The organism is Alteromonas profundi (assembly GCF_010500865.1).
Taxonomy (GTDB): Bacteria; Pseudomonadota; Gammaproteobacteria; order Enterobacterales; family Alteromonadaceae; genus Alteromonas; species Alteromonas profundi.
In genome coordinates this window covers 47,356-72,866 of the sequence record NZ_JAAAWN010000020.1, presented here as the reverse complement: position 1 = coordinate 72,866, position 25,511 = coordinate 47,356, and the positions used below count along the sequence as shown (strand labels likewise).

21 protein-coding genes are annotated in these 25,511 nt (G+C 45.2%); 9 read left to right on the top strand and 12 right to left on the bottom strand.

Going from position 1 to position 25,511, the window contains the following annotated elements:
• Nucleotides 1–221: 221 nt before the first annotated feature.
• Nucleotides 222–1,274, top strand: coding sequence for an aldo/keto reductase (locus GTH32_RS14150; protein ID WP_163086953.1), 1,053 nt, complete (start codon nucleotides 222–224; stop codon nucleotides 1,272–1,274).
• Between the two features lie 157 nt (nucleotides 1,275–1,431).
• On the opposite strand, the gene GTH32_RS14145 is transcribed toward GTH32_RS14150, so the two are convergent.
• Entirely contained in the window at nucleotides 1,432–2,586 is a 1,155-nt protein-coding gene (locus GTH32_RS14145) for a DcaP family trimeric outer membrane transporter (RefSeq protein ID WP_163086951.1), read from the bottom strand.
• A gap of 229 nt (nucleotides 2,587–2,815) precedes the next feature.
• Between GTH32_RS14145 and acs the strand changes: the two genes are divergently transcribed.
• Together acs and GTH32_RS14135 are read left to right on the top strand one after the other, a co-directional pair.
• Nucleotides 2,816–4,762 (top strand): acetate--CoA ligase, encoded by a 1,947-nt coding sequence (acs, locus tag GTH32_RS14140; protein ID WP_163086949.1) that lies wholly within the window; start codon nucleotides 2,816–2,818, stop codon nucleotides 4,760–4,762.
• 13 nt (nucleotides 4,763–4,775) lie between these two features.
• Entirely contained in the window at nucleotides 4,776–5,420 is a 645-nt protein-coding gene (locus GTH32_RS14135) for a response regulator (protein ID WP_163086947.1), read from the top strand.
• 128 nt (nucleotides 5,421–5,548) lie between these two features.
• Here the strand turns inward: GTH32_RS14135 and GTH32_RS14130 are convergent, their stop codons facing one another.
• Genes GTH32_RS14130 through rimK form a run of 4 tightly spaced genes read right to left on the bottom strand, consistent with a single transcriptional unit; the run spans nucleotide 5,549 to nucleotide 8,944 of the window.
• Entirely contained in the window at nucleotides 5,549–6,541 is a 993-nt protein-coding gene (locus GTH32_RS14130) for a type 2 periplasmic-binding domain-containing protein (protein WP_163086945.1), read from the bottom strand.
• 11 nt (nucleotides 6,542–6,552) lie between these two features.
• Complete coding sequence (locus GTH32_RS14125) at nucleotides 6,553–6,984, bottom strand: ATP-dependent zinc protease family protein (RefSeq protein WP_163086943.1); 432 nt, start codon at nucleotides 6,982–6,984, stop codon at nucleotides 6,553–6,555.
• A gap of 22 nt (nucleotides 6,985–7,006) precedes the next feature.
• Nucleotides 7,007–8,038 carry a succinylglutamate desuccinylase/aspartoacylase domain-containing protein gene (locus GTH32_RS14120; protein ID WP_163086941.1) on the bottom strand — a complete coding sequence of 344 codons (1,032 nt, stop codon included), beginning with the start codon at nucleotides 8,036–8,038 and terminating at the stop codon, nucleotides 7,007–7,009.
• Nucleotides 8,039–8,944: a 30S ribosomal protein S6--L-glutamate ligase gene (gene rimK / locus GTH32_RS14115; protein ID WP_163086939.1), complete on the bottom strand. Its 906-nt coding sequence runs from the start codon at nucleotides 8,942–8,944 to the stop codon at nucleotides 8,039–8,041. It abuts the gene before it with no gap.
• Between the two features lie 270 nt (nucleotides 8,945–9,214).
• On the opposite strand from rimK, the gene GTH32_RS14110 reads away from it, so the two are divergent.
• Nucleotides 9,215–9,844 (top strand): mechanosensitive ion channel domain-containing protein, encoded by a 630-nt coding sequence (locus GTH32_RS14110; RefSeq protein ID WP_163086972.1) that lies wholly within the window; start codon nucleotides 9,215–9,217, stop codon nucleotides 9,842–9,844.
• An 80-nt stretch (nucleotides 9,845–9,924) separates the two neighbouring features.
• On the opposite strand, the gene GTH32_RS14105 is transcribed toward GTH32_RS14110, so the two are convergent.
• Nucleotides 9,925–13,374 (bottom strand): PAS domain-containing hybrid sensor histidine kinase/response regulator, encoded by a 3,450-nt coding sequence (locus GTH32_RS14105; RefSeq protein WP_163086937.1) that lies wholly within the window; start codon nucleotides 13,372–13,374, stop codon nucleotides 9,925–9,927.
• A gap of 266 nt (nucleotides 13,375–13,640) precedes the next feature.
• Here GTH32_RS14105 and GTH32_RS14100 point away from each other — a divergent pair, with 266 nt between their 5' ends.
• From GTH32_RS14100 to GTH32_RS14085, 4 genes are read left to right on the top strand one after another with little or no spacing between them, the layout of a single operon-like run.
• A complete protein-coding gene (locus tag GTH32_RS14100) occupies nucleotides 13,641–13,907 on the top strand; it encodes a DUF4212 domain-containing protein (protein WP_163086935.1) in 267 nt (88 codons plus the stop codon).
• Between the two features lie 4 nt (nucleotides 13,908–13,911).
• Complete coding sequence (locus GTH32_RS14095) at nucleotides 13,912–15,618, top strand: sodium:solute symporter family protein (RefSeq protein WP_163086933.1); 1,707 nt, start codon at nucleotides 13,912–13,914, stop codon at nucleotides 15,616–15,618.
• A 22-nt stretch (nucleotides 15,619–15,640) separates the two neighbouring features.
• Nucleotides 15,641–17,470 (top strand): DUF294 nucleotidyltransferase-like domain-containing protein, encoded by a 1,830-nt coding sequence (locus GTH32_RS14090; protein ID WP_163086930.1) that lies wholly within the window; start codon nucleotides 15,641–15,643, stop codon nucleotides 17,468–17,470.
• Entirely contained in the window at nucleotides 17,470–18,141 is a 672-nt protein-coding gene (locus GTH32_RS14085) for an exonuclease domain-containing protein (RefSeq protein WP_163086916.1), read from the top strand. The genes GTH32_RS14090 and GTH32_RS14085 overlap by 1 nt, the downstream gene beginning before the upstream one ends.
• Nucleotides 18,142–18,162: 21 nt before the next feature.
• Here the strand turns inward: GTH32_RS14085 and GTH32_RS14080 are convergent, their stop codons facing one another.
• On the bottom strand, nucleotides 18,163–19,128 hold the full coding sequence (locus GTH32_RS14080; protein ID WP_163086913.1) for a GGDEF domain-containing response regulator: 966 nt from the start codon (nucleotides 19,126–19,128) through the stop codon (nucleotides 18,163–18,165).
• A 325-nt stretch (nucleotides 19,129–19,453) separates the two neighbouring features.
• Here GTH32_RS14080 and GTH32_RS14075 point away from each other — a divergent pair, with 325 nt between their 5' ends.
• Nucleotides 19,454–20,614, top strand: coding sequence for a tetratricopeptide repeat protein (locus GTH32_RS14075; protein WP_163086910.1), 1,161 nt, complete (start codon nucleotides 19,454–19,456; stop codon nucleotides 20,612–20,614).
• 52 nt (nucleotides 20,615–20,666) lie between these two features.
• On the opposite strand, the gene GTH32_RS14070 is transcribed toward GTH32_RS14075, so the two are convergent.
• From GTH32_RS14070 to GTH32_RS14050, 5 genes are all read right to left on the bottom strand, one after another.
• Nucleotides 20,667–21,506, bottom strand: a complete 840-nt coding sequence (locus GTH32_RS14070) for an isopenicillin N synthase family dioxygenase (protein WP_163086907.1) — start codon at nucleotides 21,504–21,506, stop codon at nucleotides 20,667–20,669.
• Between the two features lie 143 nt (nucleotides 21,507–21,649).
• Nucleotides 21,650–22,861, bottom strand: coding sequence for a NupC/NupG family nucleoside CNT transporter (locus GTH32_RS14065; protein ID WP_163086904.1), 1,212 nt, complete (start codon nucleotides 22,859–22,861; stop codon nucleotides 21,650–21,652).
• A gap of 12 nt (nucleotides 22,862–22,873) precedes the next feature.
• A complete protein-coding gene (gene udk, locus GTH32_RS14060) occupies nucleotides 22,874–23,497 on the bottom strand; it encodes a uridine kinase (RefSeq protein ID WP_163086901.1) in 624 nt (207 codons plus the stop codon).
• A gap of 202 nt (nucleotides 23,498–23,699) precedes the next feature.
• Entirely contained in the window at nucleotides 23,700–24,659 is a 960-nt protein-coding gene (locus tag GTH32_RS14055) for a hypothetical protein (protein ID WP_163086898.1), read from the bottom strand.
• Entirely contained in the window at nucleotides 24,656–25,510 is an 855-nt protein-coding gene (locus GTH32_RS14050) for a PhnD/SsuA/transferrin family substrate-binding protein (protein ID WP_246223265.1), read from the bottom strand. The genes GTH32_RS14055 and GTH32_RS14050 overlap by 4 nt, the downstream gene beginning before the upstream one ends.
• Between the last annotated feature and the right edge of the window lies 1 nt (nucleotide 25,511).

The following is a 25,511-nucleotide window of genomic DNA, read 5'->3' as shown; positions in this document are numbered from 1 at the left end:
TTTCGGTTCGCTTGTTTGATGCGGTAAAAAGGCCCAAACCCACGGCGAAGTAATTCTTTCTGCGGCGTTAAATGGTATGGTGAGCCTACAGATACTTTATAAATTAGGTTTGCTTTGATGGCCTCATCAAAGCAATAAACCGGGTTATTGTTCACTGTTGCCATAGCGGTGAAATAGTAACAGTAATCATGGCGTTGTCGATAAATAGGTAAAACGTAAATATGCAATATAATCAGTTGGGCAGCAGTGGCTTGTCAGTATCAGACATTTGTTTGGGCACCATGACATGGGGCATTCAAAATACGCAACAGGATGCTGATGAACAAATAGCCTTCGCCCTTGATAAGGGTATTAACTTTGTTGATACCGCAGAAATGTATCCTGTGCCACCAAACGCACAAACGTATGGCGAGACAGAACGCATTATAGGTAATTGGATAGCGCGCAACGAAGCGAAGCGTGCAGACATAGTATTAATGACCAAAGTGGCGGGGAGCGGCTTAAAGTATATTCGTAATGCGGGCCCTATTACTGCCAATGCTATTGATAACGCGTTAACGAATTCATTAGAGCGCCTTCAAACTGAATACATTGATGTGTACCAGTTGCACTGGCCAAACCGTGTTACTCCGCATTTTGGTAAGCACTGGCCTGATGGCGCGAACCCAACAAAAACCGACCGTGAACGTGAAGTTGACGGTATGCGCGATATATTGCAAGGCATTAAGCGTGCGCTTGATGAAGGGAAGATCAGACATTGGGGGCTTTCAGACGATACCCCGTGGGGCATTCATACTTTTTTAACGCTTTGTAAGGATATGAATATTCCCTTGCCAGTGTCTATTCAAAATGAATTTAGTTTACTGCATGCCAAAGATTGGCCATACCTTATTGAAATGTGTGAACTTGAAAACATCGCTTATTTACCGTGGTCGCCGTTAGCCACCGGAATGTTAAGCGGTAAATATCAAGAGGGGGCGCGCCCCGAGGGAAGTCGCTGGACATTATCGCAGCGTATGGGGCTGTTTAGAGATAAAGCGCCCGCCCAAGCTGCTACTGCTCAATATATGCAAATTGCCGAGACTGCGGGTATTACGCCTTCACAGTTGGCGCTGGCGTGGTGTAAGCAAGTTCCTGGCGTTACCTCTACAATTATTGGTGCTACCAGTGTGTCGCAGCTGTCAGAAAATATTGACGCATTCGACATTGCACTTTCTGATGAAGTATTAGCAAAGGTACATGATGTGCTACGTGAATATCCACTGGGCTTTTAGCTACCTATTAGCAAGCCGCTAATAGCGGGAGGCAGCGGTAAGTGGCGTATATTAACCTGCTAGAATAAAACAGGGCACCCGTAGGAGGGCCCTGTTTTTATCTAAGCCATGTTTATAAAGTAGCGCTATTTAACCTATAGCAAGGCGCACCTTTGGCTTAAAACGCGTACTTGGCCGAAACCTGCACACGGTTCATATCGCCTTCAAGGCCAGATTCCACCTCTCTGTGAGCATAGGCGTATTCTGCGCCAAAGGTGAGGGCTTTTACCGGCGAATAAAGTAAGTTAATCCGCGTACTATAAGTACTGTCTGTTACCGCATCGCCAGTTAAAGCTATATCGTTGTCTGCTTCATAGGCTGAAAACATTAAATTGCTACGCATTTTTTCGTTCCATTTATGGCGATAAGCAATAGCGTAGCCTGTAGAGTCAATGGCTTCTAAGTCGCCATCGGGTGTGATCACCGCACCATTGCTGGCGTTAATGGCAACGTACCTACCCATGCCCGAGCCGGTATTAACCATAAATCTTACATCATCGCCATTCTCGAACATGTATTTACCCGAAACCGCAACGCCCATACTGGTGTCATCGCCATCTATGTCCTCGCCATTGTCATAGGAAAGCTGGCGTAATAGGCCGGCCACTTTTACATAACCCCAGTCTTGTTTCATCGTGTATGCGGCTACGAAATCGGGCACCGCATTGTCATCTGCCACAATTCTACTGCCACCACCATTTGGGGTAACGGTAGTTTCAGGGTTTTCTAACGCCAACTGTAAACCGCCGTTGGTATAGCGCACCATTACTTGGCGTCCAAAGCTGATACCATCGGTGACACCAATGAAATCTAGCGATTCAGGAAGCGAACCTACATCCATAAAGGTGGTCCACGTTTGGCCTATCAACCAATTTTGATATTGGATGTAAGCATGTCGAATGCGCGGAACATAAGAGTTGCTCACTCTTTCATTGCCGCCACTGGTGACGATAAAGTCAAGCTCTAACACGCCCTTTATGCTGTCGCCACCTTCGGTAGGTGTATCGGTAGCGAAGCGAAACCGCGACTGGCGAATATGCGCATCAAACTGCGCTCCTTCATCGCCTCCCGTCACTGGTGTCAGTGAGGGGATGTAAAAGTCGCGACCAACACTCCCAGAGTCTAGCGTACCTTCTGAGTAATCGCTTATCATCGCGTCAGCTTTAACATAACCGGTAAAGGTTACCTTTGTGTCACTGAGTGAAGCCGAGTGCGCAGCATTTGCTAAGCAAAGAGAAACTGCTAGCGCTGAAGTTTTTATCGTCGCTTTCATTATATTAATTCCAGAATGTGGTTAAATGTATGTAAATGAAACGTTAGCAAGTGTATTTTTGCCACTAACTTAACCGTTGACCATGCGCAAATGGTCGTATAAGACTATAGTATTATGCCTTAAGGATCATGTTGCTAAGACCAAAGTCTCATTTTTCTTTGGTGGTGAATGATTACAGTGGTAAACCATAGAAATGATAACTTACCCTATTGATATTGGAGGCAAAGCAATGACCGCCAGCAAAACTTATCCGGTACCCGAAGCCATTAAATCTTCTACTCATCTTAACGCTGCAACCTACGCCGAAATGTACACCCGCTCAATCGAAGAGCCCGAAGCGTTTTGGGCGCAAAGCGCCACTATGCTTGAATGGTACAAGCAGCCCACTAAAATTAAAAACACCCACTTTGGTAAAAACGAAGTATCTATCAAGTGGTTTGAAGATGGCCAGCTTAATGCAAGTTATAATTGTATCGATCGCCACCTTGCCAACAATGCTAAAAAAGTCGCCTTTCACTGGGAAGGTGACTCTCCTGAAGATAGCTTAGATGTCACCTATCAAGAAGTGCATTACGAAGTGTGTAAACTAGCCAACGCACTTAAAGAGATGGGGGTAGCCAAAGGCGACCGAGTGGCCATTTATATGCCAATGGTGCCTGAGGCGGCTTACGCTATGCTGGCGTGTGCCCGTATAGGCGCTGTGCATTCAGTTATCTTTGGTGGTTTCTCACCTAATGCTATTGCCGATCGTATTAATGACAGTAAAGCAAAAGTGGTTATTACCGCAGATGAAGGGCGTCGTGCGGGCCGCAGTATTCCATTAAAAGCTAACGTAGATAAAGCCTTAGCGAATGATGCATGCCCGTCTATTACTCATGTGGTTGTTCATAAGCTTACTGGCGGCGACGTTGATTGGAACGAAAAGCATGACGTGTGGTGGCACGACGCGGTTGAAGACTGTTCGGGTCAGTGTGAACCCGAGGTAATGAACGCAGAAGACCCGCTATTTATTTTGTATACCTCGGGCTCTACGGGTACGCCTAAAGGCGTGGTGCATACAACGGGTGGCTACCTGCTGTATAGCGCAATGACCTTTAAATACGCCTTTGACTATCAAGAGGATGATATTTATTGGTGTACTGCTGATGTGGGTTGGATCACAGGCCATAGTTACATGGTGTATGGCCCTATGGTAAACGCGGCAACGCAAGTTTTCTTTGAAGGTGTACCTACCTATCCAGACGTTAAGCGTATTGCGCAGGTGGTGGAAAAATACAAGGTAAATAGCCTGTATACTGCACCCACAGCGATAAGAGCCCTAATGGCCCATGGGGATAAACCGGCAGAAGGCTGCGATTTATCTTCATTGCGCATTTTAGGCACGGTAGGCGAACCGATTAACCCCGAAGCGTGGGACTGGTACCATCGCGTGATAGGGGAAAGCCGTTGCCCTATTATCGATACATGGTGGCAAACAGAGACAGGCGGGCATATGATTTTGCCGTTGCCAGGTGCTACATCGCTTAAACCTGGCTCAGCTACGCGCCCATTCTTTGGTATTCAGCCTGCGCTCTTTGATGCTGATGGCAATGAGCTTGAGGGAGAAGCTGAAGGTAACTTGGTTATTAAAGACAGCTGGCCAGCACAAGCGCGTACTGTGTATGGCGACCATGAGCGCTTTATTAATACCTACTTCAGCGCTTATGAGGGCGTATACTTTACTGGCGATGGTGCACGTCGAGATGAAGACGACTACTTCTGGATAACCGGCCGCGTAGATGATGTACTTAATGTATCGGGGCACCGTTTGGGTACGGCAGAAATTGAAAGTGCGCTGGTGGCCCATGCCAAAGTAGCCGAGGCAGCCGTCGTTGGTTTCCCTCATGACATTAAAGGCCAAGGTATTTATGTGTATGTTACGCCTAATGAAGGCGTGGTTGCCGACGAAGCGTTAACGAAAGAACTTAAAGCTTGGGTGCGCCAAGAGCTCAGCCCCATTGCTACGCCTGACATGATTCAATGGTCAGATGGCTTACCTAAAACCCGTTCGGGTAAAATTATGCGCCGCATTTTACGCAAAATTGCGGCCAACGAGCATGACCAATTAGGTGATACATCAACATTGGCTGATCCTTCGGTTGTTGATACACTCATAGCGGAGAGACTTAACAAATAAAAAAGGAAACACAGTGATAACGCTTCTAATTGCCGATGACCATCCGTTGTATCGGGATGCCTTAAAAGGGGCGCTATCATTGTCCTTGCCTGAACTTACTTTAAAAGAGGCAGGCGACCTTACTGCCACAGTCGATATCCTTTCTAATGAGGATATCGACTTATTGCTGCTAGATTTGCATATGCCCGGGAGTAACGATCTCTTTGGCCTACTGCATATTCGCAAGTTATTTCCTGATGTTCCGGTGGCGGTTGTTTCAGGTACAGAAGATAGCGCGATCATTTCGAAAATAATCGGCGTTGGCGCCTTGGGTTTTATCCCCAAAACGGCCAGTTCAAGTGACATCGCCAATGCGGTACAAGCTATACTTGATGGTGACGTTTGGATTCCCGCAAGCATTAGCGACAGTGTGGAGGAAGTTGATGAAGCCTTTTCGGCGTTAGCCGATAACGTTGCCTCTCTTACACCTTCGCAGTACAAGGTTTTATGCTATATGCGAGACGGCTTGCTTAACAAGCAAATTGGCTACAACCTAGATATCGCAGAAGCAACGGTAAAAGCCCATGTCACTGCTATCTTTAAAAAGCTTGGCATAAACAATCGAACCCAAGCGGTACTTATCGCTACCCAGTTAGAACTTGAACCCCCTAATAAATAACGCTCTTTTTCTACTTTCTCTTACCCGGTGGCGTTACACCCTCGGCGCGTGACGACCCACGCTGTCACGCTGGGCGCGTTCAGATTGGCTGTTCTTTGGCAGTACATCTAAGGCAGTGCATCTAGTGCTTAAGGAGTGGTATCGCTGCTTTGAGGCTGTTTATTTTGCATACCGTCTACCTGGCTATTTGGGCTTGGCGATGGGTATGGCAGGTAAGTATCTAGCGCTTGTTTGCTTTGTTCACTTAAGAGCGGGTTTTCAAGGTTAATAATTTCGCGCCCCTCTAATAACGTCATACTTTGTTGGTAAATTTCTTGCGCTTCAAGCAGGCGTTTTAACTCGCCATTAGCCAATAGCTTTTCTAACCCGCGCTGAATGCGCTCGGCAAGATCGGGCCTATCTGAACTTACAAAGTAGAACATGGGGCTAGGGTAGGCGATGACAATATTTGGCGCTATTTTAAGGTTCGCGGTTTTATTGTCGTTTTTTATTTCGTGGTTAATTTCCATCACACTGCGCGGATACATGTCTGCAAACTTTTCGGCCACCATTTTAAACGACGCATCGTAGGTGGTTTCTAATACGCGAATGTTATTAGACCGAAAGATACGCGTATCTGGCCAGTCGTAGCCTTGTACAGCGCGCATGGTTTTTAACTGAGCAAGAGAAAGGGGATGATCGAAGCGGGTATCATCGCTGTTTATAAACAACGCGCGTTTGCCAAATAAGCCTTCCATAATGGGAATACGTATTGGCTGGTGATGCCGCTCTCTTTCTTTGGTAGTTACGCTCCATGTAACGTCGAGCATGCTATGTTCTAAGTTTCTAAGTTGCCGTGCTTGCAGCGCTTCTTGTTCGGTAATCACTAATTCAAACGTACCAAATTCAGCTTCGGTCACCTTTAGTGTTTGGTACAACAACGCTTTTGCATAGGCGTATACTGGGTCTCTGCCTGGGTGAACGTTTGGTAAACGCAGCACGCTATGGGGCAAAACATTCGAAGGTTGCGCGGCCTCAGAACTTACTTGCGCTGAGGCTTGCACTTGGACACAAAAGCATAATGTGAGTACATGTATTGCCAGTACCGCGATAATCCGAGGTATGTCTATGCTACGCCACATTAACGTTTCCTTTAGTTTTTAGTTAATAAGAAGTCATGCTCTGGGTCAACCAAAAAACGCCCACACATGGCCTCTCGACCTAATAACATCATATAGGTCATTTCTGAACGGTCGGTAAGGGTGAGTTGAATTTCCCACTCTAAATCACTCATTACAACGGTAGTAAGAATGACATACCTTTTTTCTCTTGTCGCGGTAGAACTTTTAACACGCTTTTTACCTTCTACTTTTGCTTTCTTGCGAACAACGTTATCTACGTTATAAATATCAGGGTGTATATCAAAACGTATCCATAGTTCATCATCAACCTCAAACTCTTCAATGTTGTCTACGTGAAGTGACGATGTTGCAGCCCCCGTGTCAATTCTCACGTTAAGGTCATGGATCATAAACGCGGGTAGGTCGCATAACTCTACCGCACCAACAATTTTTTTCGTTGTCATAATGACACCTTGTTAAACCACATTATTCAACCACATTCTGTTCGCTAGGCAGCAGGTTATCTTGTAATAACTCAACGTGTTCAGCCACACTATCAGGCTGAGAAAAATAAGCGATGTGATAGACAGCTTCGCCTTCTTGGGTTAATGGAATATTTTGTTTACCAATTACCACTCCTTCGGCTGGGCTAATTAAACTGGTTAAATAGGTGCCGAACGGGTCGGCTATGTTGGCCAGTTTATCGCCTTTATTTACATGGTCGCCGAGTTGGGCTAAGTGGGTTACAAAACCACTTTCCGGTGCGCGTACCCAGCCACTTTGACGGGCAATAAAGCGCTCGATGCTATGGCCTTTGCTACGGCTTTTATTCAACATGCCAAGGTGGCGCATAGTATTAATAATACCGCGAAACCCCGCGCGTATAGAGAATTCGTCGTAGCGAAGTGCTTGTCCTGCTTCGTAAAGCAAAATTTTAACGCCCGCTTCGCTTGCGGTTTCCCGTAGTGAACCTTCTCGAATTTCCGCGTTCAATAACACAGGCACCCCAAACGCCTTAGCCATTTCTAATACTTCTGGGTCGTCTAAATCTGCTCGTATTTGCGGCAAATTACTGCGGTGTATGGCACCGGTATGAAGGTCGATACCCACATCACACTTACTTACCACTTCTTTAAAGAAAAGGTTAGCTAAACGTCCCGCCAAAGAGCCCTTTTTACTGCCGGGAAAACTGCGGTTAAGATCCCGTCTATCCGGTAAATAGCGCGACTGATTCAATACCCCATAAACATTTACCATAGGCACAGCGATAAGCGTGCCCCGTAAGCGCTGAATGGTGCTTGAACGAATAAGACGGCCCACAATCTCAATACCATTGAGTTCATCACCGTGTATCGCAGCACTAACGAACATAACAGGGCCAGGGCGTTTGCCCCGTTTTACATACACCGGAATACTCATATTCGTTGCGGTATATAGGGGAGGCATAACCAAGTCAATTTTCGCCGTTTCGCCCAGCGCAATAGCTTGTCCACCAATAACAAATGGTTCAGATGACACTTAACCTTTTCCTCGTGTTTTTGTTTTGTAGGGTTTAGCACTCTTTTCTATAAATTCGATGATCATGCCCGCCACATCTTTGTTGGTGGCTTTTTCAATACCTTCTAAGCCAGGAGAAGAGTTAACTTCCATTACCACCGGACCGTTGTTAGAACGAAGAATATCTACCCCACAGCAATTTAGCCCCATGGTTTTTGCTGCATCTACGGCGGTTTTCCGTTCGGCTGGGCTTAACCTTACTAAGCTTGCCTGCCCACCCCGGTGTAAATTAGAACGAAATTCGCCGGGCGCAGCCTGGCGCTTCATCGCAGCAACAACTTTACCTCCCACCACGAAACAACGAATGTCGCTGCCTCCGGCTTCTTTAATAAATTCTTGCACCAAAATACTGGCGTTTAGCCCCATAAATGCTTCAATAATCGATTCGGCCGCTTTGTGGGTATCTGCCAATACCACGCCTATACCTTGGGTGCCTTCCAGTAGTTTTATGACTACTGGCGCGCCGCCTACGGTTTTTATTACATCGTCAATTTTGTCAGGGTGATGCGCAAACCCTGTACGCGGCATGCCAATTCCCTTGCGTGATAGCAATTGTAAAGAACGCAGCTTGTCGCGGGATCGGCTAATGGCCACCGACTCGTTTAAGCTGTAGGTACCCATCATTTCAAACTGGCGAACCACCGAGGTGCCATAAAAAGTTACTGAAGCACCGATCCGTGGAATTACCGCATCGTAGTAAGGAAGACGATTGCCTTTGTAGCGCACAGAAGGGCGTGCACTGGTTATATCCATGTAGCAATGCATGGTATCGATAACATCCACTTCATGTCCTCGTGCACGCGCAGCTTCCACTAAACGCGAAGTGGAATACAAACGAGGGTTACGGGATAAAATCGCAATGCGCATAGGTAAATACCTTAAAATTTGGTTTAGTGTGTAAAGTTAGAAACAGTGAGACTTGTGCTAGCTTAGAAGGTAGCATGAAATTTGGCCACTTAATTTGCGCGCATAGTAATGGACAGTTAGCGTTCTGTCTTATAAAAATTTTTGTGGTGTCGATTTTAATAAGTGCATGAAGACAGAGAAGTTACACGTTAGCATGCCGCCCTAAAGGGCAAGCCGTTGCTTGTTAAACCGCATCCTCTTACAACACCTAAAATACAGTGAAGGGCTTAAATAATGACATGGTGGCAAGGCAGCATAGAATGGTTAACTGAGTATCAGACTAACTTAGTGTGGAGCATTGTGGTATTGCTTTTTTATCTTGCTGTATCACGCAAGGTATTTCCTAAGCTAGAAGCTAATATTGAGAAAGCCAAGCTTAAGTCTGCCAGTGCAGTAAAAGGTTTGTTTGCCGCGCGTATGTTGGTGGCCATATTATCTCTATCGCTACTGTTATTGGCGTGGGGCATAGATTTCTCAGGTTTGCTGGTACTCTCTACGTCAATAATAACGGTTACTGGTGTGGCACTTTTTGCCAGCTGGTCGTTAATTAGTAACATAACCGCCTATTTTATCTTACTGACAAATGTGGCGTACCAACGAGGTAACTTCGTTCGCATCTTAGATGGCGACAATTACATAGAGGGCTATATCGCAGATGTGGGCCCTTTTAGTACACGCTTACTCACCAGCGAGCGTGAAACCTTAATGTACCCCAATAACCTTATACTCACCCGGCCCGTAGTGATAAACCCTAAGTCTTCGTGGGGCACTATGGGTAAAGTGGCGGCAAAATCAACCGATGGAACACCTGCGGCCCCTGCAAAGTCCGTCGCCAATGCCGCGGTTAAAGGCAAGCGTTAAACATGGTTTGTTACCCATGCGTCCGGTTTATAGCCAGGGTTATAAGGTAATTTGTACGTAAGCTTGCGTAGCCAAGGGCGCTAATCAGGGGTATTGCTCGCATCGTGTATATAGCGGGTCATACTCTGTAAAAGGGCACGTAGCTTGGCGGGTTTAAGCGGTTTAGCCAAATAATTTACGCCTTGCTCTTTGCTTCTTGTCATTAAGTCTTCATCTTGGGTGGCGGTAATAAGCGCCGCTGGCAATACTACGTTTTGTTTTAGTCGTATGGCTTCAATAAGTGCTAAGCCGTTACGCGCTTTTATATGGCTTAATTGATAGTCCATCAGCAGGATATGGGGCGAAAATTGCTCGCTTGTTTTAAGCGCATCTTCCCAATTATCGGCTAACGCTACTTCAACGCCCCATTTTTCTAATAGGGTTTGCATGGCGTCTAAGTTTTCTTTTTGATCATCCACACACATCACTCTTAAACCACTAAAGGTGGTACTTCTTACTTTTTTGTTGATGGGGGTATGTTGCTTTGCGTCGGCTAACGGAAGGTCGAAATGGAAATAACTGCCTTTGCCTAGCGTTGATTGTACACAAATTTGGCTATTCATTTGTTTGCCTAAACGGCGCACTATCGCTAACCCAAGACCTAACCCGTGTTCGTTACTTTGATTAGTACGATAGAAGTCGTTGAACACCGCATCAAGCTTCTCTTTGGAAATGCCAATGCCGGTATCAAATACGCCAATTCTCACGTGTCCCTTTTGTTTGCGCGCAATAAAAAGTACTTTTCCTTTTTCAGTGTATTTCACCGCATTTGACAGCAAGTTTTGGGTAATTCTATACAAAAATGTTTTATCTGCCCTTACCCATACAGGTTGCATTCTCACGTTGAGCGATAACCCTTTTTCCCGCGCTCTCATCCGTGTTTCATCAAACAAAGGCGATAGCAATTCGTTAAGATCTACCGCCTCTAAATCGGGTTTCATTTCACCTTGATCTAACCGGGCAATATCTAGCAAGGTACCAATTAAGGCCTCGCTTGAGGTAACACTGTGATTTAGTTTATTAACAATGTCACTCACGTTATTTGGTAATTCTTGCTCTTGTAACGCAGTAATATACAGCTTCGCGGCATTTAATGGTTGCAACACATCATGGCTTGCCAATGCCAAGAAACGGGTTTTGCTGGCGTTGGCGTCCTCGGCTGCTTTACGGGCGCGTATTAATTCTTTTTCGGCACCAGAACGCCGTTCAATCTCAAGGCGTAACTCGGCATTAATAGAGTGAACTTCTTCGGTACGTTTTTTAATTCTCGCTTCCAAATCTATGTTCGATTCTTCCAATGCTTGTTGAATTTCAATATGCCCTGTTATGTCATTGAAACTGGTAACGAAGCCGCCACCGGGTAAAGGGTTACCCACCATTTCTATTACGCGCCCATCTTTACGCTGCCGCGTAAAGCGGTGAGGTGTGCCAGAACGCAAATGTTCTAATCGTTTTTCTACTTCCGCCTCAACATCAGGGGTGCCGAATTCGCCTTGCGCGGCGTTGTAGCGAATAACCTTTTCTATAGGTGCACCTACCACCAGAAGATCGTCTGGGTAGGTATAAAGGGTGGCGTAGCGCTTATTCCACGCCACTAAATTAAGGTGTTTGTCGACAACGCTTATCCCCTGATCCATATTCTCAAGAGACGTAAGTAGCGCTGTCATATTAAATTGCATGGCTTGGGTGGTATCATCAAAAAAGTTGATAACTTCGGTAAAATCCATCTTCTTGCCACGTAATGCACTATCAAGTAGAACCTTTGCACTTGAGGCGCCAATAACACCGCCTAATGCACGCTCGCAAAAGGCTAAAAAGTTTTCATCGGGGGTGGCATCTTGCGCTAATTCACAATGATGCAGTTGCTGATACTGCTCTAACAGTTGCGTGCAGCGGCCATCGCCCATAAAGGTTGAGAGCAAGGTGACAAGATCGGATACGGTCACGCTAGTGTGCTGATTTTTACCCACATTGGTTTTGGCTACCGCGGGGGATACGAAAGCTTCTGCTTGAATGCGATCGACCAAACGGGCTGGGGCAAACCAAGAAAAGAGCACGTACATAAGCGTATTAGCAGTTAGGCTTATCATAGCGCCTTGGCTAATTAACTCATTTTGTTCTAATCGAGAAATCTCTTCGCTGATAATAGGAAGTACAAGCCATAGCACCCAGATAACCAGCCCCACCATTAAACCGGCGTACACGCCATGGGCGTGGGCTCGCTTCCAATATAGGCCGCCCACAATAGCCGGTAATAATTGAATAACCAGAGAAAATGCAATCAAGCCTATAGAGTGGAGAGACCGACTAGTGGTCATTTGCTGATGATAGAGAAACGCCAGTAGCAATATAACGCCTATCACAATACGTCGAATTAAACGTATCTGTTTAGTGAAGTCGCGTTTTTGTTCTGGCGAATTTTTCACTGCGAGATAGCGAGGGAGGATCACATCGTTAGTTAACATGGTACTTAAGGTAAGGGTAGCCACAATTATCATGGCAGTGGCGGCAGATAACCCGCCCACAAACACTATTACCTGCAAAAGTACCGATTCAGAGAACATAGCTAAAGACAATACATACGAATCAGGCTCAACATTCCCACCCATAAAGATAGTGTTTCCGGCTACAGCAATAATGGGAATAACCGCTGAAATAACGGTGAGATACAGAGGAAACAGCCAGCGAGCGGTTTTTAAATGCTGCAAACTTAAGTTATCAATAATGGCAACGTGAAACTGGCGAGGTAAACAAATAACTGCCGCGGCCGCCATAATAGTTTGGGCAATAAACGAGAACGAGCTAAATTGAGATAAAGCTGCATCGTTTAAAAAACTGTCGAAAAGCGGTGTGGTGGCTTTCGCTTTCCACGCGCTATAGCCCACAAATGCCACCAAAACCAAGGCAAGCAACTTGACACTAGATTCAAATGCAATGGCAAGCATCAGCCCTCGGCGATACTCAGTGACATCGGTTTGCTTGGTGCCAAAGTAAATAGCGAATACGGCAATAAACGCCGTGGCGGCAATAATAATGGCATTGTTATTGGGCTGTTGTGTAAGAAGCTGAAAGGTAGCGCCAATGGCTTTTAGCTGCAGCGCAATATAAGGAATAGTGGCGAGAAGCGCGATAAGGGTTACTAATAAGGCAACGGTTTGACGTTTACCGTAACGCGAAGCGATAAAGTCGGAAATGGTGGTGATATGTTGTTTTTTACTCACTAACGTGAGTTTATAAATAAACCTGTAGCCTAAAACATAGACCAAGATAGGGCCCAGCATTATAGGAAGGTAGATCCACGCATCGCGGCTTGCTTGCCCTACCATGCCGAAGAACGTCCAAGCAGTACAGTAGATGCCTAACGCCAACGAGTAAATTGCCGGATGCGATGTTAACGCACGGGCTCTAGGCGAGTTTTTGTCTCCCCAACTGGCCAAGGAAAACAGCAGAAACAGATACACAATTGCTAAGGTTACCCACCCAAAAGTCATACTTTACCTTTAACTAATTTTTTACATTTGGCGTGTTTTTACGCGCATTATAACGTTTTTATCTTTGGTCTAACTACGACCATCGTCGCATTTGGAAATTGGCTATTGCAGTCTAGAGTAACTTAAGAGCTCCTAATTGCTTGACTTTTGTCGTTGATGTTTGCTTTTCGTACCCAACCCCATGGATACGAAAAACGTAAGTAAAGTTAAGTGTTGGAGGTATGTAAAAATATAACAACTCGTTAACCTTATGTGAGGGTGAAACAATGGCATTTAGAAATGAAGACGATAAAAAAGCTTACTGGAAGGAGAATTTATCTCTTCTTGCCAAGCTGTTAGTCGTATGGTTTGTGGTGTCTTTTGGCGCAGGCATATTGTTTGTCGATGCATTAGATAATATTCAATTCTTTGGTTTTAAACTGGGCTTCTGGTTTGCTCAGCAAGGCTCTATTTATGTTTTTGTAGCACTTATTTTTGTATACATGGCAAAAATGAATGCAATGGATAAACGTTACGGCGTAGACGAGGAGTAAAACCATGGATGTTCAAACACTCACCTTTATTATTGTCGGCGCTTCATTTGCCTTGTACATTGCTATTGCTATTTGGGCAAGAGCGGGCTCAACCAACGATTTCTATGTTGCTGGTGGTGGTGTACCGCCGGTTATGAATGGTATGGCTACGGCTGCCGACTGGATGTCTGCCGCGTCCTTCATTTCCATGGCGGGGCTTATCTCGTTTATGGGCTACGACGGCGCAGTCTACCTTATGGGGTGGACAGGCGGTTACGTACTACTGGCCCTGTGCCTTGCCCCCTATCTACGAAAATTCGGTAAATTTACTGTACCGGATTTCATCGGTGACCGCTACTACTCACAAACCGCCAGAACGGTGGCCGTGTTTTGCGCCATCTTTGTGTGCTTTACTTACGTAGCCGGCCAAATGCGCGGCGTGGGTGTGGTATTCAGCCGTTTCTTAGAAGTCGATATTGTAACCGGTGTGGTTATTGGCATGGTGATCGTATTCTTCTATACCGTTCTTGGTGGCATGAAAGGGATCACTTATACCCAAGTCGCCCAATATTGCGTCATGATTTTCGCTTACATTGTACCGGCGGTGTTTATTTCAATCATGGTAACTGGGCATATCCTTCCACAAACAGGCTTTGGGGCAACTATCGCCGATGGCTCTGGCATGCACTTGTTGCAGAAACTCGATAATTTGTCGGTGGAATTAGGTTTTCATGAATACACATCGGGCACTAAAAGTACTATAGACGTATTTTTTATTACCTTTGCTCTTATGGTGGGAACCGCGGGGCTGCCTCACGTTATTGTGCGTTTCTTTACCGTACCTAGAGTGCGTGATGCGAGAAAATCAGCGGGCTACGCACTTGCCTTTATAGCTATTTTGTACACCACGGCACCGTCGTTAGCGGCATTTGCCCGGGTTAACATGATTGAGACAATTAATGGCCCGGAATTAACGGGAACCAGCTATGAACAAGCGCCGTCTTGGATTAAAAACTGGGAGCAAACAGGGCTTATTGAATTTAATGATAAGAACGGCGATGGCAAAATGTTCTATTCGGGTGATGAGCGCAACGAGATGAAGGTAGACCGCGACATCATGGTATTGGCAAACCCCGAAATTGCGAATTTGCCCGCCTGGGTAATTGCGTTGGTGGCTGCAGGGGGCGTAGCAGCAGCATTGTCTACCTCCGCAGGCTTGCTATTAGTTATTTCTACCTCGGTGTCCCATGACCTATTAAAGCGTAACTTTATGCCTAACATCACCGACAAAGCCGAGCTCTTTTATGCCCGCTTGGCCGCGGCCGTGGCTATTGTTATTGCAGGTTACTTTGGTATTAATCCGCCCGGTTTTGTCGCCCAGGTGGTCGCCTTCGCCTTTGGCTTGGCTGCATCGAGTTTCTTTCCCGCCATCATTATGGGTATTTTCAGTAAACGTATGAATGATAAAGGCGCGATAGCCGGCATGGTCTCGGGTATTGCATTTACTGCTGCCTACATTATCTACTTTAAGTTTATCAACCCTGCGGCAAATACACCTGATAATTGGTGGTTTGGGGTGTCGCCTGAAGGGATAGGCACTATGGGTATGGTAGTGAACTTTGTGGTTGCCTTTATTGTGTTTAAGGCGACGGATGATGCACCTGAAGAAATTCAGCAGCTAGTAGAAAGTATACGCTACCCTAAAGGCGCGGGTGAAGCATCAGCACACTAAGTGAATAACAGGAGACGTGGGCATGGCGGCAATTGCACAGCAAGTTAGCGACTTTCTCGCAGCGTCGGCCCCCTTCGACAGCTTATCAGAAGCAGTTCGCGCCCGACTATTAAAAGGCGCAGAACTTATTTACTTAAGTGACGATAACGCCAATGCAATTAACGAAGGGCCCATGGCCCTGTATCTTATTCAAAGTGGTCAGTTTTCAGTAATAGATAGCGCAGATGCTCAGCGCCACGTTAGCGAAGGAGATTACTTTGGCTACCCGGCCATACTAGAAAATACTGTCTATCCAGTTTCAATCCATATAGAAAATCCAGGGTTAATATTCCGTTTTACCGCCGAGGTGTTTAGCGAACTGCTAACCATTCCTCAGGTCCATCGTTTTTTCCAAGGTTTACGAAGCAACGCGTTACATAATCAGGCGGCAAAAGATTCTCATTCTATGTGGCTGTATAAACGCTTAGAAGATGTGGTTACGCGTGAACCTATTCATGTGGATATGGCTACCACCATTCAACAGGCTGCCCTTAAGATGTCTAGCGAACGGGTGTCATCGCTTATTATTACTGAAAAGGGGAAGCTGGTGGGGATAGTAACCGATCGCGACCTTCGTACCCGAGTGGTGGCAAAGGGGCTTTCATATACGCAGGCAATTCACAGCATAATGACGCCATCGCCCACCACTGTATCCCATCAGCATACTGTTTTTGATGCACTTTCGGTCATGACCGAGAAAAACCTTCATCATTTGCCCGTGGTAGATAAACAAGGAGTATCACCTGTAGGTATGGTGACCGCGACGGATATGGTGAGAGAGCAGCGCGGGAATGTGCTTTTCATTATTGGCGAGTTAGCAAAAGCAGAAAGCTTATATGCGCTTACTCGTTTAGCTTGGCAGTTACCCCATTATTTTTCTCGTCATGCGAAACGTGTGGGCGACTTTGATATTGCAGGTAAAGTGTTATCGCAAGCTACTGATATCATGACCCGAAAGTTGATTACGTTTTATCAGCAAGCGCATGGTAAAGCCCCCATGATGTTTGCATGGCTTGTGTACGGTTCGCAAGCCCGCGAAGACCAAACGATGGGATCAGATCAAGACAACGGATTACTGCTTGCCAGCGAACCGAATAGTTCGCAAGCGGCGTATTTTGCTGCTATGTCTGAATACGTTTGTCAGGGCTTGGCGAAATGCGGAATTAGGTTGTGTGATGGCAATATTATGGCGAGTAACCCCGAATTAAGACTATCTATTGATCAGGCGATAGAGCAGGCGAGGGGATGGGTAAACGCACCAACGAAAGATGCCATTATGCACTTTAATATCTTCCTTGATGTTCGATGTGCGGCGGGCGATAGCAGTTTATTTAAGCGCATGCAAAAAGCACGCAGCCCGTTGTTGGCTCAAAGCCTATTTTTAGCTGCCTTGGCAAGGCACACTAACGACCTTGCAATACCTTTATCTTTATTTCAGACATTTACCTATGAGAAAGGGCGTGAGCTAAAGGACACGATAGATCTTAAAACCCGGGCGGTGGCGCTGGTTAATAACATCGCTAGAATTTATGCGCTTGCGGCAGGCGTACATACGCCTTCTACCTTGGCTAGGCTGGCCTCGCTTCCAGCGAATGTAGGGTTAGCGAAAGAAGATGCGAACAACTTACGTGATATATGGCTGTTTCTAAACCGTCTTCGTTGGCGCCATCAACTACTCAATAAGGTTACTGATAATGCCGTGTCCATCTCTACGCTATCCTCCATTGAAAAACACCAATTAAAAGCTTCATTTAAAGCAATTGACCGTGCGAAGCAAGCAATGGTGGTGAAATTTTCTGGAGGCGTGGGTTAGTGCTCACTACGCTATGGAACTATTTATTCCGGGGTTGGAAAAGCACGCGAGCGCCACTATTTGAGGCGCCGCTTAGTCACGTTCCCTTTTTAGCTATCGACCTAGAGTTAACCTCGCTAGACAGTAATAATGCAGAGATTACCTCTATCGGCTGGGTAGCAGGGAGCCATGGAAAGATTGACTTAAACAGTGCTTTTTATTGTGTGGTAGATACTCAGCAACCCTTAGGACAAAGCCCAGTTATTCACGGGTTAACCCCTGAAGTGTTGCGTGAAGGGTGTGCGTTAGAAGATGTGATAAATCACTTATTCGATAAATTAAGCACAAATGTCTTGGTGTTTCACAATGCTTCGTTAGATTTAGCCGTGTTAAATAAAGTAATCGCACGTTTGTCCAAACCTAGGGTGGAAATATGCTTTGTGGATACTTTGCAAATGGCGGTTTATCAATTGAAAAAGCGCCATAGTGTTTTGCCAGAGGGGAGCGTAACGCTTAGTGCTTGCCGGAAACGGTTAATGTTACCCGTGGCTCCTGCTCATAATGCGTTAGACGATGCATTGGCCACCTTGCAGTTGTGGTTTGCGCAGGTACATGAGCTTGGCGCTAGTCGTCACGGCTGTTTAAAAAAGCTAAGACATACGCGGGCAACGGGGCGGTCTAACCTGGGCTAGCCGAGAAAAACCACCTATACACTAAGCGAATGAAATTTCAGCGGAAGCAGAACTTATTTTGCCGTCTCGACACACCACGCGGTTTCGCCCAGCATTTTTCGCCACATATAAATTTCTATCCGCTTCAAGCATAAGGTAATCGATAGATTTATTTTCGTTTCCTAGCTTGGTAGAAACACCTGCACTAATAGTGACATGCTTAAATTCGGAATCGCTGTGATTGATGTGTAGTTCGTTCACACACCCTAATAGGCGATTAGCTACTTGGCGTGCGCCACTTTCATCGGTATTAGGCAGAATGACTAAAAACTCTTCACCCCCCACACGTACAATACAATCCATAGGTCTTAGTAAATACTTACTTACGTTTTGGCATATTTTAAATAGGCAATTGTCGCCTTCTAGGTGGCCATAGTGATCGTTGTACTTTTTAAAATAGTCAACGTCGAAGAGGATGAGTGACGTAGCGGTATTATTTCTTGTGCCGTCTTTGATTATGTTCGGCAAATGATCTTCTAGATAATGGCGATTATACACACAGGTTAGCCTGTCAATATAAATAAGACGCTCTAAAAAATCACTTTTTAGTTTATGCTGAAGGTACGATTTAACACGGTTTCTCACTGTACAGGCATTAATCGGTTTTTCGATAAAATCGACACAACCTGACGCCCAACACTTTGCTTGTTCGTCATCGGCGTTAGACGAGGTAACAAACATAAAAGGAATTGTGGCTGTATCGGGGTTTGAGGCGAGTATTTTTGTTGTTTCGTGGCCATCCATCTCCGGCATAACTACGTCCATCAATATAAGATCGGGGCGATAATTAGCACAATAATCTATCGCTTCTTGGCCCGATTTTACGGCGTCGCAGGCTACTATATCTTCCAACAATGTTGATAGAACTAAACGGCTACTACTTTGATCATCGACAATTAAAATTTTGCAATCACTCAGCCTTCGTTTAGTTACGCTATTTACTACCATAGATTACCACCATAGACTTTCCTTAATCAGTCTCACGCTCTCAAAATTACTTAGTAAGAATACCTTGCCAAGGCGGTAAATGGCATTGGCCTAAAGTTTAATAATTCACCATTTTTTAACGACATAGGCTAAAGCTATAGAGTGACGGCGAGGCTATAACGCCAGCAATATTTACTATGCGGGGTGACCAATATAAAGGGCTAAGACGTGCGTTAAATAACCGCCTTTCGCGATAAGTGAGCCATTTAGTAGGGTTAACCAAATGTTAAAAATAGGTAAATAGTCTATACTCATGGTTGGTTGAGACAGTTGTGAGGTACACCAAATGAGACACCTAGCCATTGCGGTAGTAATGAGCGTTCTGCTTGTGGGGTGTACGTCTACCCCCGAGCCTGTCACACTAAACCCTTACCCAGCGCTGCATGATGAGTTATTTCCTACCTATGAATTGTTTCCTGTAGAAACGGAAGAAGACGTGTTTGCCCTTGGCGAAGACGCTAAAGCATTTGTTAAACGCGCTACCACTATCATTAGCGGCAACACCCACCATAGGAGCGTAAAAAGCTTAATTTCTTCTATTTTCGATCACTCGGAAATGGGGCTTTTGTATCGCAGCAATGCAAATTCTACCGCCGAAAGCACCTTTGCCAATCGGGCGGCAAATTGTCTATCACTTTCCATTATGACCTACGCGATGGCAAAGCATGCCGGGTTTAAAGCCCAGTTTTATGAAGTGGATATACCTGAATACTGGACACGTAGAGAAGGTTTTAGCTTTTTGAACGGCCATGTAAACCTGCGTATTTCTATACCTGATGACCCAACAGTAACCAGTATTGGGCCTAAGAGTGCAGATGTAGATTTTGACCCGCAAATGATGAGAAAGCACTTTCCGCGTATACAGGTAAGCAAAACACTTGTGCTAGCTATGTTTTACAACAATAAAGGCGCTGATGCGTTAGTTGCAAATAGTTACACACGGGCATACAGCTATTTTCGCGCTGCCGCCATGCTCGCGCCTGAGTTGCAACAAAGTTGGGTAAATTTAGGGGTGTTGTATCGTATGGTGGATGCGTTTGATGCAGCTGAGCAAAGTTATGAATATGCGTTAACCCTTAACGATGACAATTTAACCGCTTGGGAAAACCTCTCTATTTTGTTTCATCACAAAGGCCAAAAACAGAAAGCAGAGGAAATTCAGGCAATGGTTAAAACACGCCGTAAAAGTAACCCATTTTATCACTTTATCCTAGGAGAGCAGGCCTTTGATGAGGGTAACTTCGAACAAGCACTAACGTATTATCAACGGGCGTTTAAGCTTGATAATTCACGACACGAAGTGTTATTTGGCTTATCGAAAGTGTACTGGGAACTAGGCGATATATCGAAGGCCGAGAGCTACTTGCAACGGGCTGCTAAGTTTGCTCCAAACCAACAAGATGAAGTGCGTTATATGAGCAAGCTATCTACCCTTGCCAGCAACTAACAAAAAAGCCACGCGTTAGGGCGTGGCTAATTGTTATAAAACGGGGTATTAATTAAATGACACCGAGTTCTCTTAAGCGCTCTTGTAGGTAGCTACCTGCGGTGTGGCGTTCAGACAGTACAACATCAGGGCGTGGATGTAGGAACAAGGGTAGTGAGATACGAGACTTGGTCATATCTGCACCATCAGGGTTTACCACACGGTGCGTTGTGGATGGGAAATAATGCCCCGACGCTTCTTGTAGCATGTCACCAATATTTACAATCAAGTTTCCAAAATCACAAGGAACATCTAACCAGCTTCCGTCTTTTGCTTGAACCTGTAAACCTGGCTCGTTAGCTGCTGGCAAGATAGTAATTAGATTGATATCTTCATGGGCCGCAGCGCGAATTGCGTCTACTTCTTCATCGCCACTAAGAGGAGGGTAGTGAAGTATGCGCAATAGCGTCTGATCTGAATCTTTGATCATATCACCAAGCGGTTGGCTATATTTATCGCTTACTTCGCTAGGAGAATGCTTTTCAATCCATCCCAGTAAGTCTTTCGCCAATGCATTTGCTTCCTCATAGTATTGAGAAATTTGAGGACGTAACGATTCTGGACACTGACCCCAAGGGTAATAATGATAATATTCTTTAATGTCTTTTTTGGTAAAGCCTTTGGCTACTTCAGATACGCTTTGAGGAAAAAAGCCATCTTGCTTACCTTTGTTGTATAGGTAGTCGTGCTTTTCTTCACTATCGAAAAAGCCTTGCCAGTTATCGTAGATCCCTTGAACTAACGATTGTTGGATAGGGTGATTTTTAAGTACACCAAAACCAGTCTCTCTTAGCGACTTTACAAATTCCTCTTGGGCATTTGGCGCCGTGTAATCTACAGCTACTAATTGCATAATGTTATCCCGTGTATTTTGATTGCGGCATTATAAAGGTAGACGGGCCGCCAAAAAAGACGCGATGATTGACTTAAATCAATCATCGCGATTGAAGTTATATAATGTAGTAAAAGTTGACCGCTTAGTCTACTGTAAATTAATTAACCTAACGATAGAAAGATACCAGCTAGGGTGGCACTCATAAGGTTGGCCAACGTAGCGGCGATAACCGCTTTCATACCTAAGCGCGCAATTTCTTTGCGACGGGTAGGGGCCATAGCACCTATGCCGCCCATTAAAATGGCAATGGATGAAAAGTTAGCGAACCCACATAATGCAAATGTAATTATAGCTTGCGATGGCGCAGATAGGGCAGATTGATTCTCTAAAAAGTTGAGGTAGGCCACAAATTCGTTAACCACCATTTTCTGGCCAATAAAACTTCCGGCCAGTTGTGCTTCTTCCCATGGAACGCCAATGGCCCACGCAAGAGGTTGAAGAATATAGCCTAAGATGCCTTCAAAAGTAACATTCTCAAAACCGAAAAGCCCAGCAGACCACCCGATAAGGCCATTAAGCATGGCAATTAGAGCGATAAAAGCAAGTAGCATAGCGCCCACATTAAGAGCGAGGGTCATACCCGATGCGGCGCCACTAGCGGCAGCATCAAAGACATTGGCATAGCCCGTTTCTTCTGCGTTAACTTCTTTTAGCTCTTCGTTAGGGGTACTGGTTTCCGGCAAAATTATTTTCGCCATTAACAGCCCACCTGGGGCCGCCATAAAACTGGCTGCAAGTAAGTACTTTAGTTCAACACCCATACCCGCATAACCTGCCATTACCGACCCGGCAATAGAGGCCAAGCCACCCACCATAACGGCAAATAGCTCAGAACTTGTCATATGGGGAATAAACGGGCGAACAACCAGTGGTGCTTCAGTTTGCCCTACGAAGATATTGGCCGCCGAAGACATAGATTCTGGTTTACTGGTGTTCAGTAGTTTTTGTAATGCCCCACCTATCAATTTAATGATAAGACCCATAATTCTAAGGTGATAAAGCACCGCGATAAGAGAAGAGAAAAAGACAATTACGGGAAGAACGTTGAACGCAAATATAAAAGCGATAGATTTATCGCCAATAGGGCCGAAAAGGAAATTTATACCTTCTTGGCTATACGCGATAATGTTAGCCACAAACTTAGTGGCCGCTAACAGTACGTTTTTGCCAGGTTCGGAATACAGGACGAAAGCTCCAACAGAAGCTTGAATTGCAAATGCACCCCCAACGGTACGCCAGTTAATACTGCGTTTCGCTGATGACAGCGCAAATGCGATGCCTAGAAGGACGGCAACGCCCAGTAAACCTACCATATTATCAATCCCTTAAAGAAGCGCTTGTTGAATGTGAGATTTAATCACATCGAGTGCAATTTGGTTTTTGCCGCCTTGTGTAACAACGACATCGGCAGTAAAGCGACTGGGCTCAATAAATTGATGGTACATTGGCTTTACTGTCTCTTCGTACTGTTTAGCCACAGAGTCTATCGTTCTGCCACGCTCTTTGATATCACGCATCATGCGGCGCATAAGGCAAATATCTAACGGCGTATCTACGAATATTTTCACATCATAAAGCGGCAGTAGTTCAGGCCGCGCTAATAACATGATGCCTTCGAGAATAATAACAGGCGCGGGGTTTAACCGTTCTGTTTCAGGCAGACGCGTGTGTGTTTTAAAGCAATAATGAGGGTAATCAATCGGTTGCCCCTCGCGTAGCGCTTTCAAGTGTGCTTTTAGCAACTCGTGCTCAAACGCATTGGGGTGATCGTAGTTATTTTTCTCACGCGCTTCCATTGGCAAATGGTCTTGCGCACGATAGTAATGGTCTTCACGAAGCACTTGCACAGGGCGGCCTTGCGCTTCAAAACCATTAAACAAATTCTGGGTAAATAACGACTTCCCGGAGCCCGAAGCACCGGAAATGGCAATAATTAAAGGCGATTGCATAATACTAAAAAGCTGATTTTTATTGCTGCAAAGATACGCGTTTAGGCTTCATGAATCAATGATATATTCATGTAAGTCAGTATTTTGGATCGGACTTTGCTAGAACTTCGGCTACAACTTTGCAAGAAGATTGTCGTAATTTCAATGCATTGCGTGGGTCTCACCCGCCTAAGATTAAATCTTCCATGTGGTCAACTTTTCATTAGTTTCCAATAATTTGGACATCCTCGAGTTTTATCTTAGCTAACGCATAAGAGTGTTGCTTAGAGCGAGAGCCTTCACCTTGCGCTCTAGGGGGGCTATAAATCTCTTTCTCTTCTGGGAAGCTTGAGAATACTTCATCGAGCGCAGCACGAATTTCACTTAGGGTTTTATCTAAATTAGCATTAAAGTCGGGGCGTTTACGCTTGGTATGCCCTAGCTCAATTAAGCGCGCAAAGCTTTTATTGGCAAGTGCAACTAGTTCATAAGGAACATCTTTGTGCGGCGACAAAGGAACGGTGGGGTTTTCAATACAAAACCTTACAAGGGCAGTATAAAAACAAAGCGGCTTATTCTGGAGCGTAATAGCCTTTTCATCGACGCCGTTAGAAATGGTTTTTTGTTCTAGGTTAATAATTAACGTAGGTACAGGCACCACTGGTTGTTCAATGTCAGCCACTTGCGTTCGTTTGCGTGGTGTTGATGACAGCATAAAGAAAGGCGCAATAAGTAGCGTGGTTATAAGTGCAACCCAACTAAACGATAAACTGCTTTCTATTGAGGCAACACGTATTTCAATTTCAATGCGCTGCTCTGCATTGTCAAAAACAGTCGTTATGCTGTTATTAAAGTGCGGTGCAATATCCTGCTCGGCGGTAATATCTTGTATTTTACTCACCCTTACCGGGTAGCCTTGCTGACGAAGGGTTTCGTTAATTCGGTTTAAATAACGAGACACTGCATATTGATTGACCGGCGTATTTAGCGTGGTATTGCCCACATCAAGAAAGGCACTATCTAAGCTTACCCGTCGTTCTACTTTGTCCATTGCCTGGTGGGTGGTACTAGACAATGAAAAATACTGACCTATTAAGGCGACTAATTGCAAACCTACAAACAGTAGTAGCCAAGAAAGACCAATACGGGTTTTTGATTTCATTGCTAACGGGGGAGTACTCATGAGTCACACCCTTCTTCTAATATTATTGTTTTGTAGTAAGGGCGAGGGTGGTCTACGGCCAATTTGTGTACAACCGCTTGTGTGGCACAAAATAGGTCGGTGTTTTTGGTTTCCATTTTCAAAAACCACTGCATACCGCTAACACTTTCTTGCAAGGGAACAGCGTAATTACGAGAAAGTTTCTTTGCATCTTCTTCTGCCCAGTACGAGGAAATGATATCAACCTCGCCAGCAAGAAGCGCACGCCTCAAATCTTGGTGAGAGTTATAGTACACAATATCGACATTAGTGTTGGTAAGGCCTAGCCTCTGTAAGACGGTTTTCGGAAGAATGTGGCCCGAACGGCTACTTGGATAATCTAGCAGCCCAATCCGTTTGCCCAGTAAGTATTCTTTATTTAGCCAAGGCTTTTCTCGCAAGGCGATAAAATAAGCACTGTAGTTAGGGTGTGAAGCAATAGGGGTGAAGCCGTAGATTTGATCGGCGCCGAATGCGTCAACCACATTTCGTTTCACTAGCGCTAAATCTACCACGCCATAATTAACATAACGAAACGTATCGTAGTCGCTTTGTCCCACAATTACTTTTACTTCGCCATATTGTCGTTTAATTGTGGCGTCTTTGCACAAACGCTCGCTTGCCATATTTGCAATTCTCGCATCGGTAACATAAACATAGAAAACGTCTTGATTACCGTTTGACCCCGTAGAACAGCTTGAATATTGACCAGTTTGAGGCGGTATGTCAGTGTAGGTTTTATTTTGAAGAAAAAAGTTCGTCGCACCGCAGACTAACGCTGCAATGAACACTAATAACCATTTTCGTGAAGCAATAATTCTGAAATTCGTCAAA

Coding starts and splice junctions, on each gene's coding strand:
- GTH32_RS14070 (WP_163086907.1), bottom strand. CDS start 21,506: ATGCAATTAGTAGCTGTAGATTACACGGCGCCAAATGCCCAAGAGGAA.
- GTH32_RS14075 (WP_163086910.1), top strand. CDS start 19,454: ATGAGACACCTAGCCATTGCGGTAGTAATGAGCGTTCTGCTTGTGGGG.
- GTH32_RS14055 (WP_163086898.1), bottom strand. CDS start 24,659: ATGAGTACTCCCCCGTTAGCAATGAAATCAAAAACCCGTATTGGTCTT.
- GTH32_RS14145 (WP_163086951.1), bottom strand. CDS start 2,586: ATGAAAGCGACGATAAAAACTTCAGCGCTAGCAGTTTCTCTTTGCTTA.
- GTH32_RS14125 (WP_163086943.1), bottom strand. CDS start 6,984: ATGACAACGAAAAAAATTGTTGGTGCGGTAGAGTTATGCGACCTACCC.
- udk (WP_163086901.1), bottom strand. CDS start 23,497: ATGCAATCGCCTTTAATTATTGCCATTTCCGGTGCTTCGGGCTCCGGG.
- acs (WP_163086949.1), top strand. CDS start 2,816: ATGACCGCCAGCAAAACTTATCCGGTACCCGAAGCCATTAAATCTTCT.
- GTH32_RS14065 (WP_163086904.1), bottom strand. CDS start 22,861: ATGGTAGGTTTACTGGGCGTTGCCGTCCTTCTAGGCATCGCATTTGCG.
- GTH32_RS14150 (WP_163086953.1), top strand. CDS start 222: ATGCAATATAATCAGTTGGGCAGCAGTGGCTTGTCAGTATCAGACATT.
- GTH32_RS14080 (WP_163086913.1), bottom strand. CDS start 19,128: ATGGTAGTAAATAGCGTAACTAAACGAAGGCTGAGTGATTGCAAAATT.
- GTH32_RS14095 (WP_163086933.1), top strand. CDS start 13,912: ATGGATGTTCAAACACTCACCTTTATTATTGTCGGCGCTTCATTTGCC.
- GTH32_RS14100 (WP_163086935.1), top strand. CDS start 13,641: ATGGCATTTAGAAATGAAGACGATAAAAAAGCTTACTGGAAGGAGAAT.
- GTH32_RS14090 (WP_163086930.1), top strand. CDS start 15,641: ATGGCGGCAATTGCACAGCAAGTTAGCGACTTTCTCGCAGCGTCGGCC.
- GTH32_RS14130 (WP_163086945.1), bottom strand. CDS start 6,541: ATGTGGCGTAGCATAGACATACCTCGGATTATCGCGGTACTGGCAATA.
- GTH32_RS14105 (WP_163086937.1), bottom strand. CDS start 13,374: ATGACTTTTGGGTGGGTAACCTTAGCAATTGTGTATCTGTTTCTGCTG.
- rimK (WP_163086939.1), bottom strand. CDS start 8,944: ATGCGCATTGCGATTTTATCCCGTAACCCTCGTTTGTATTCCACTTCG.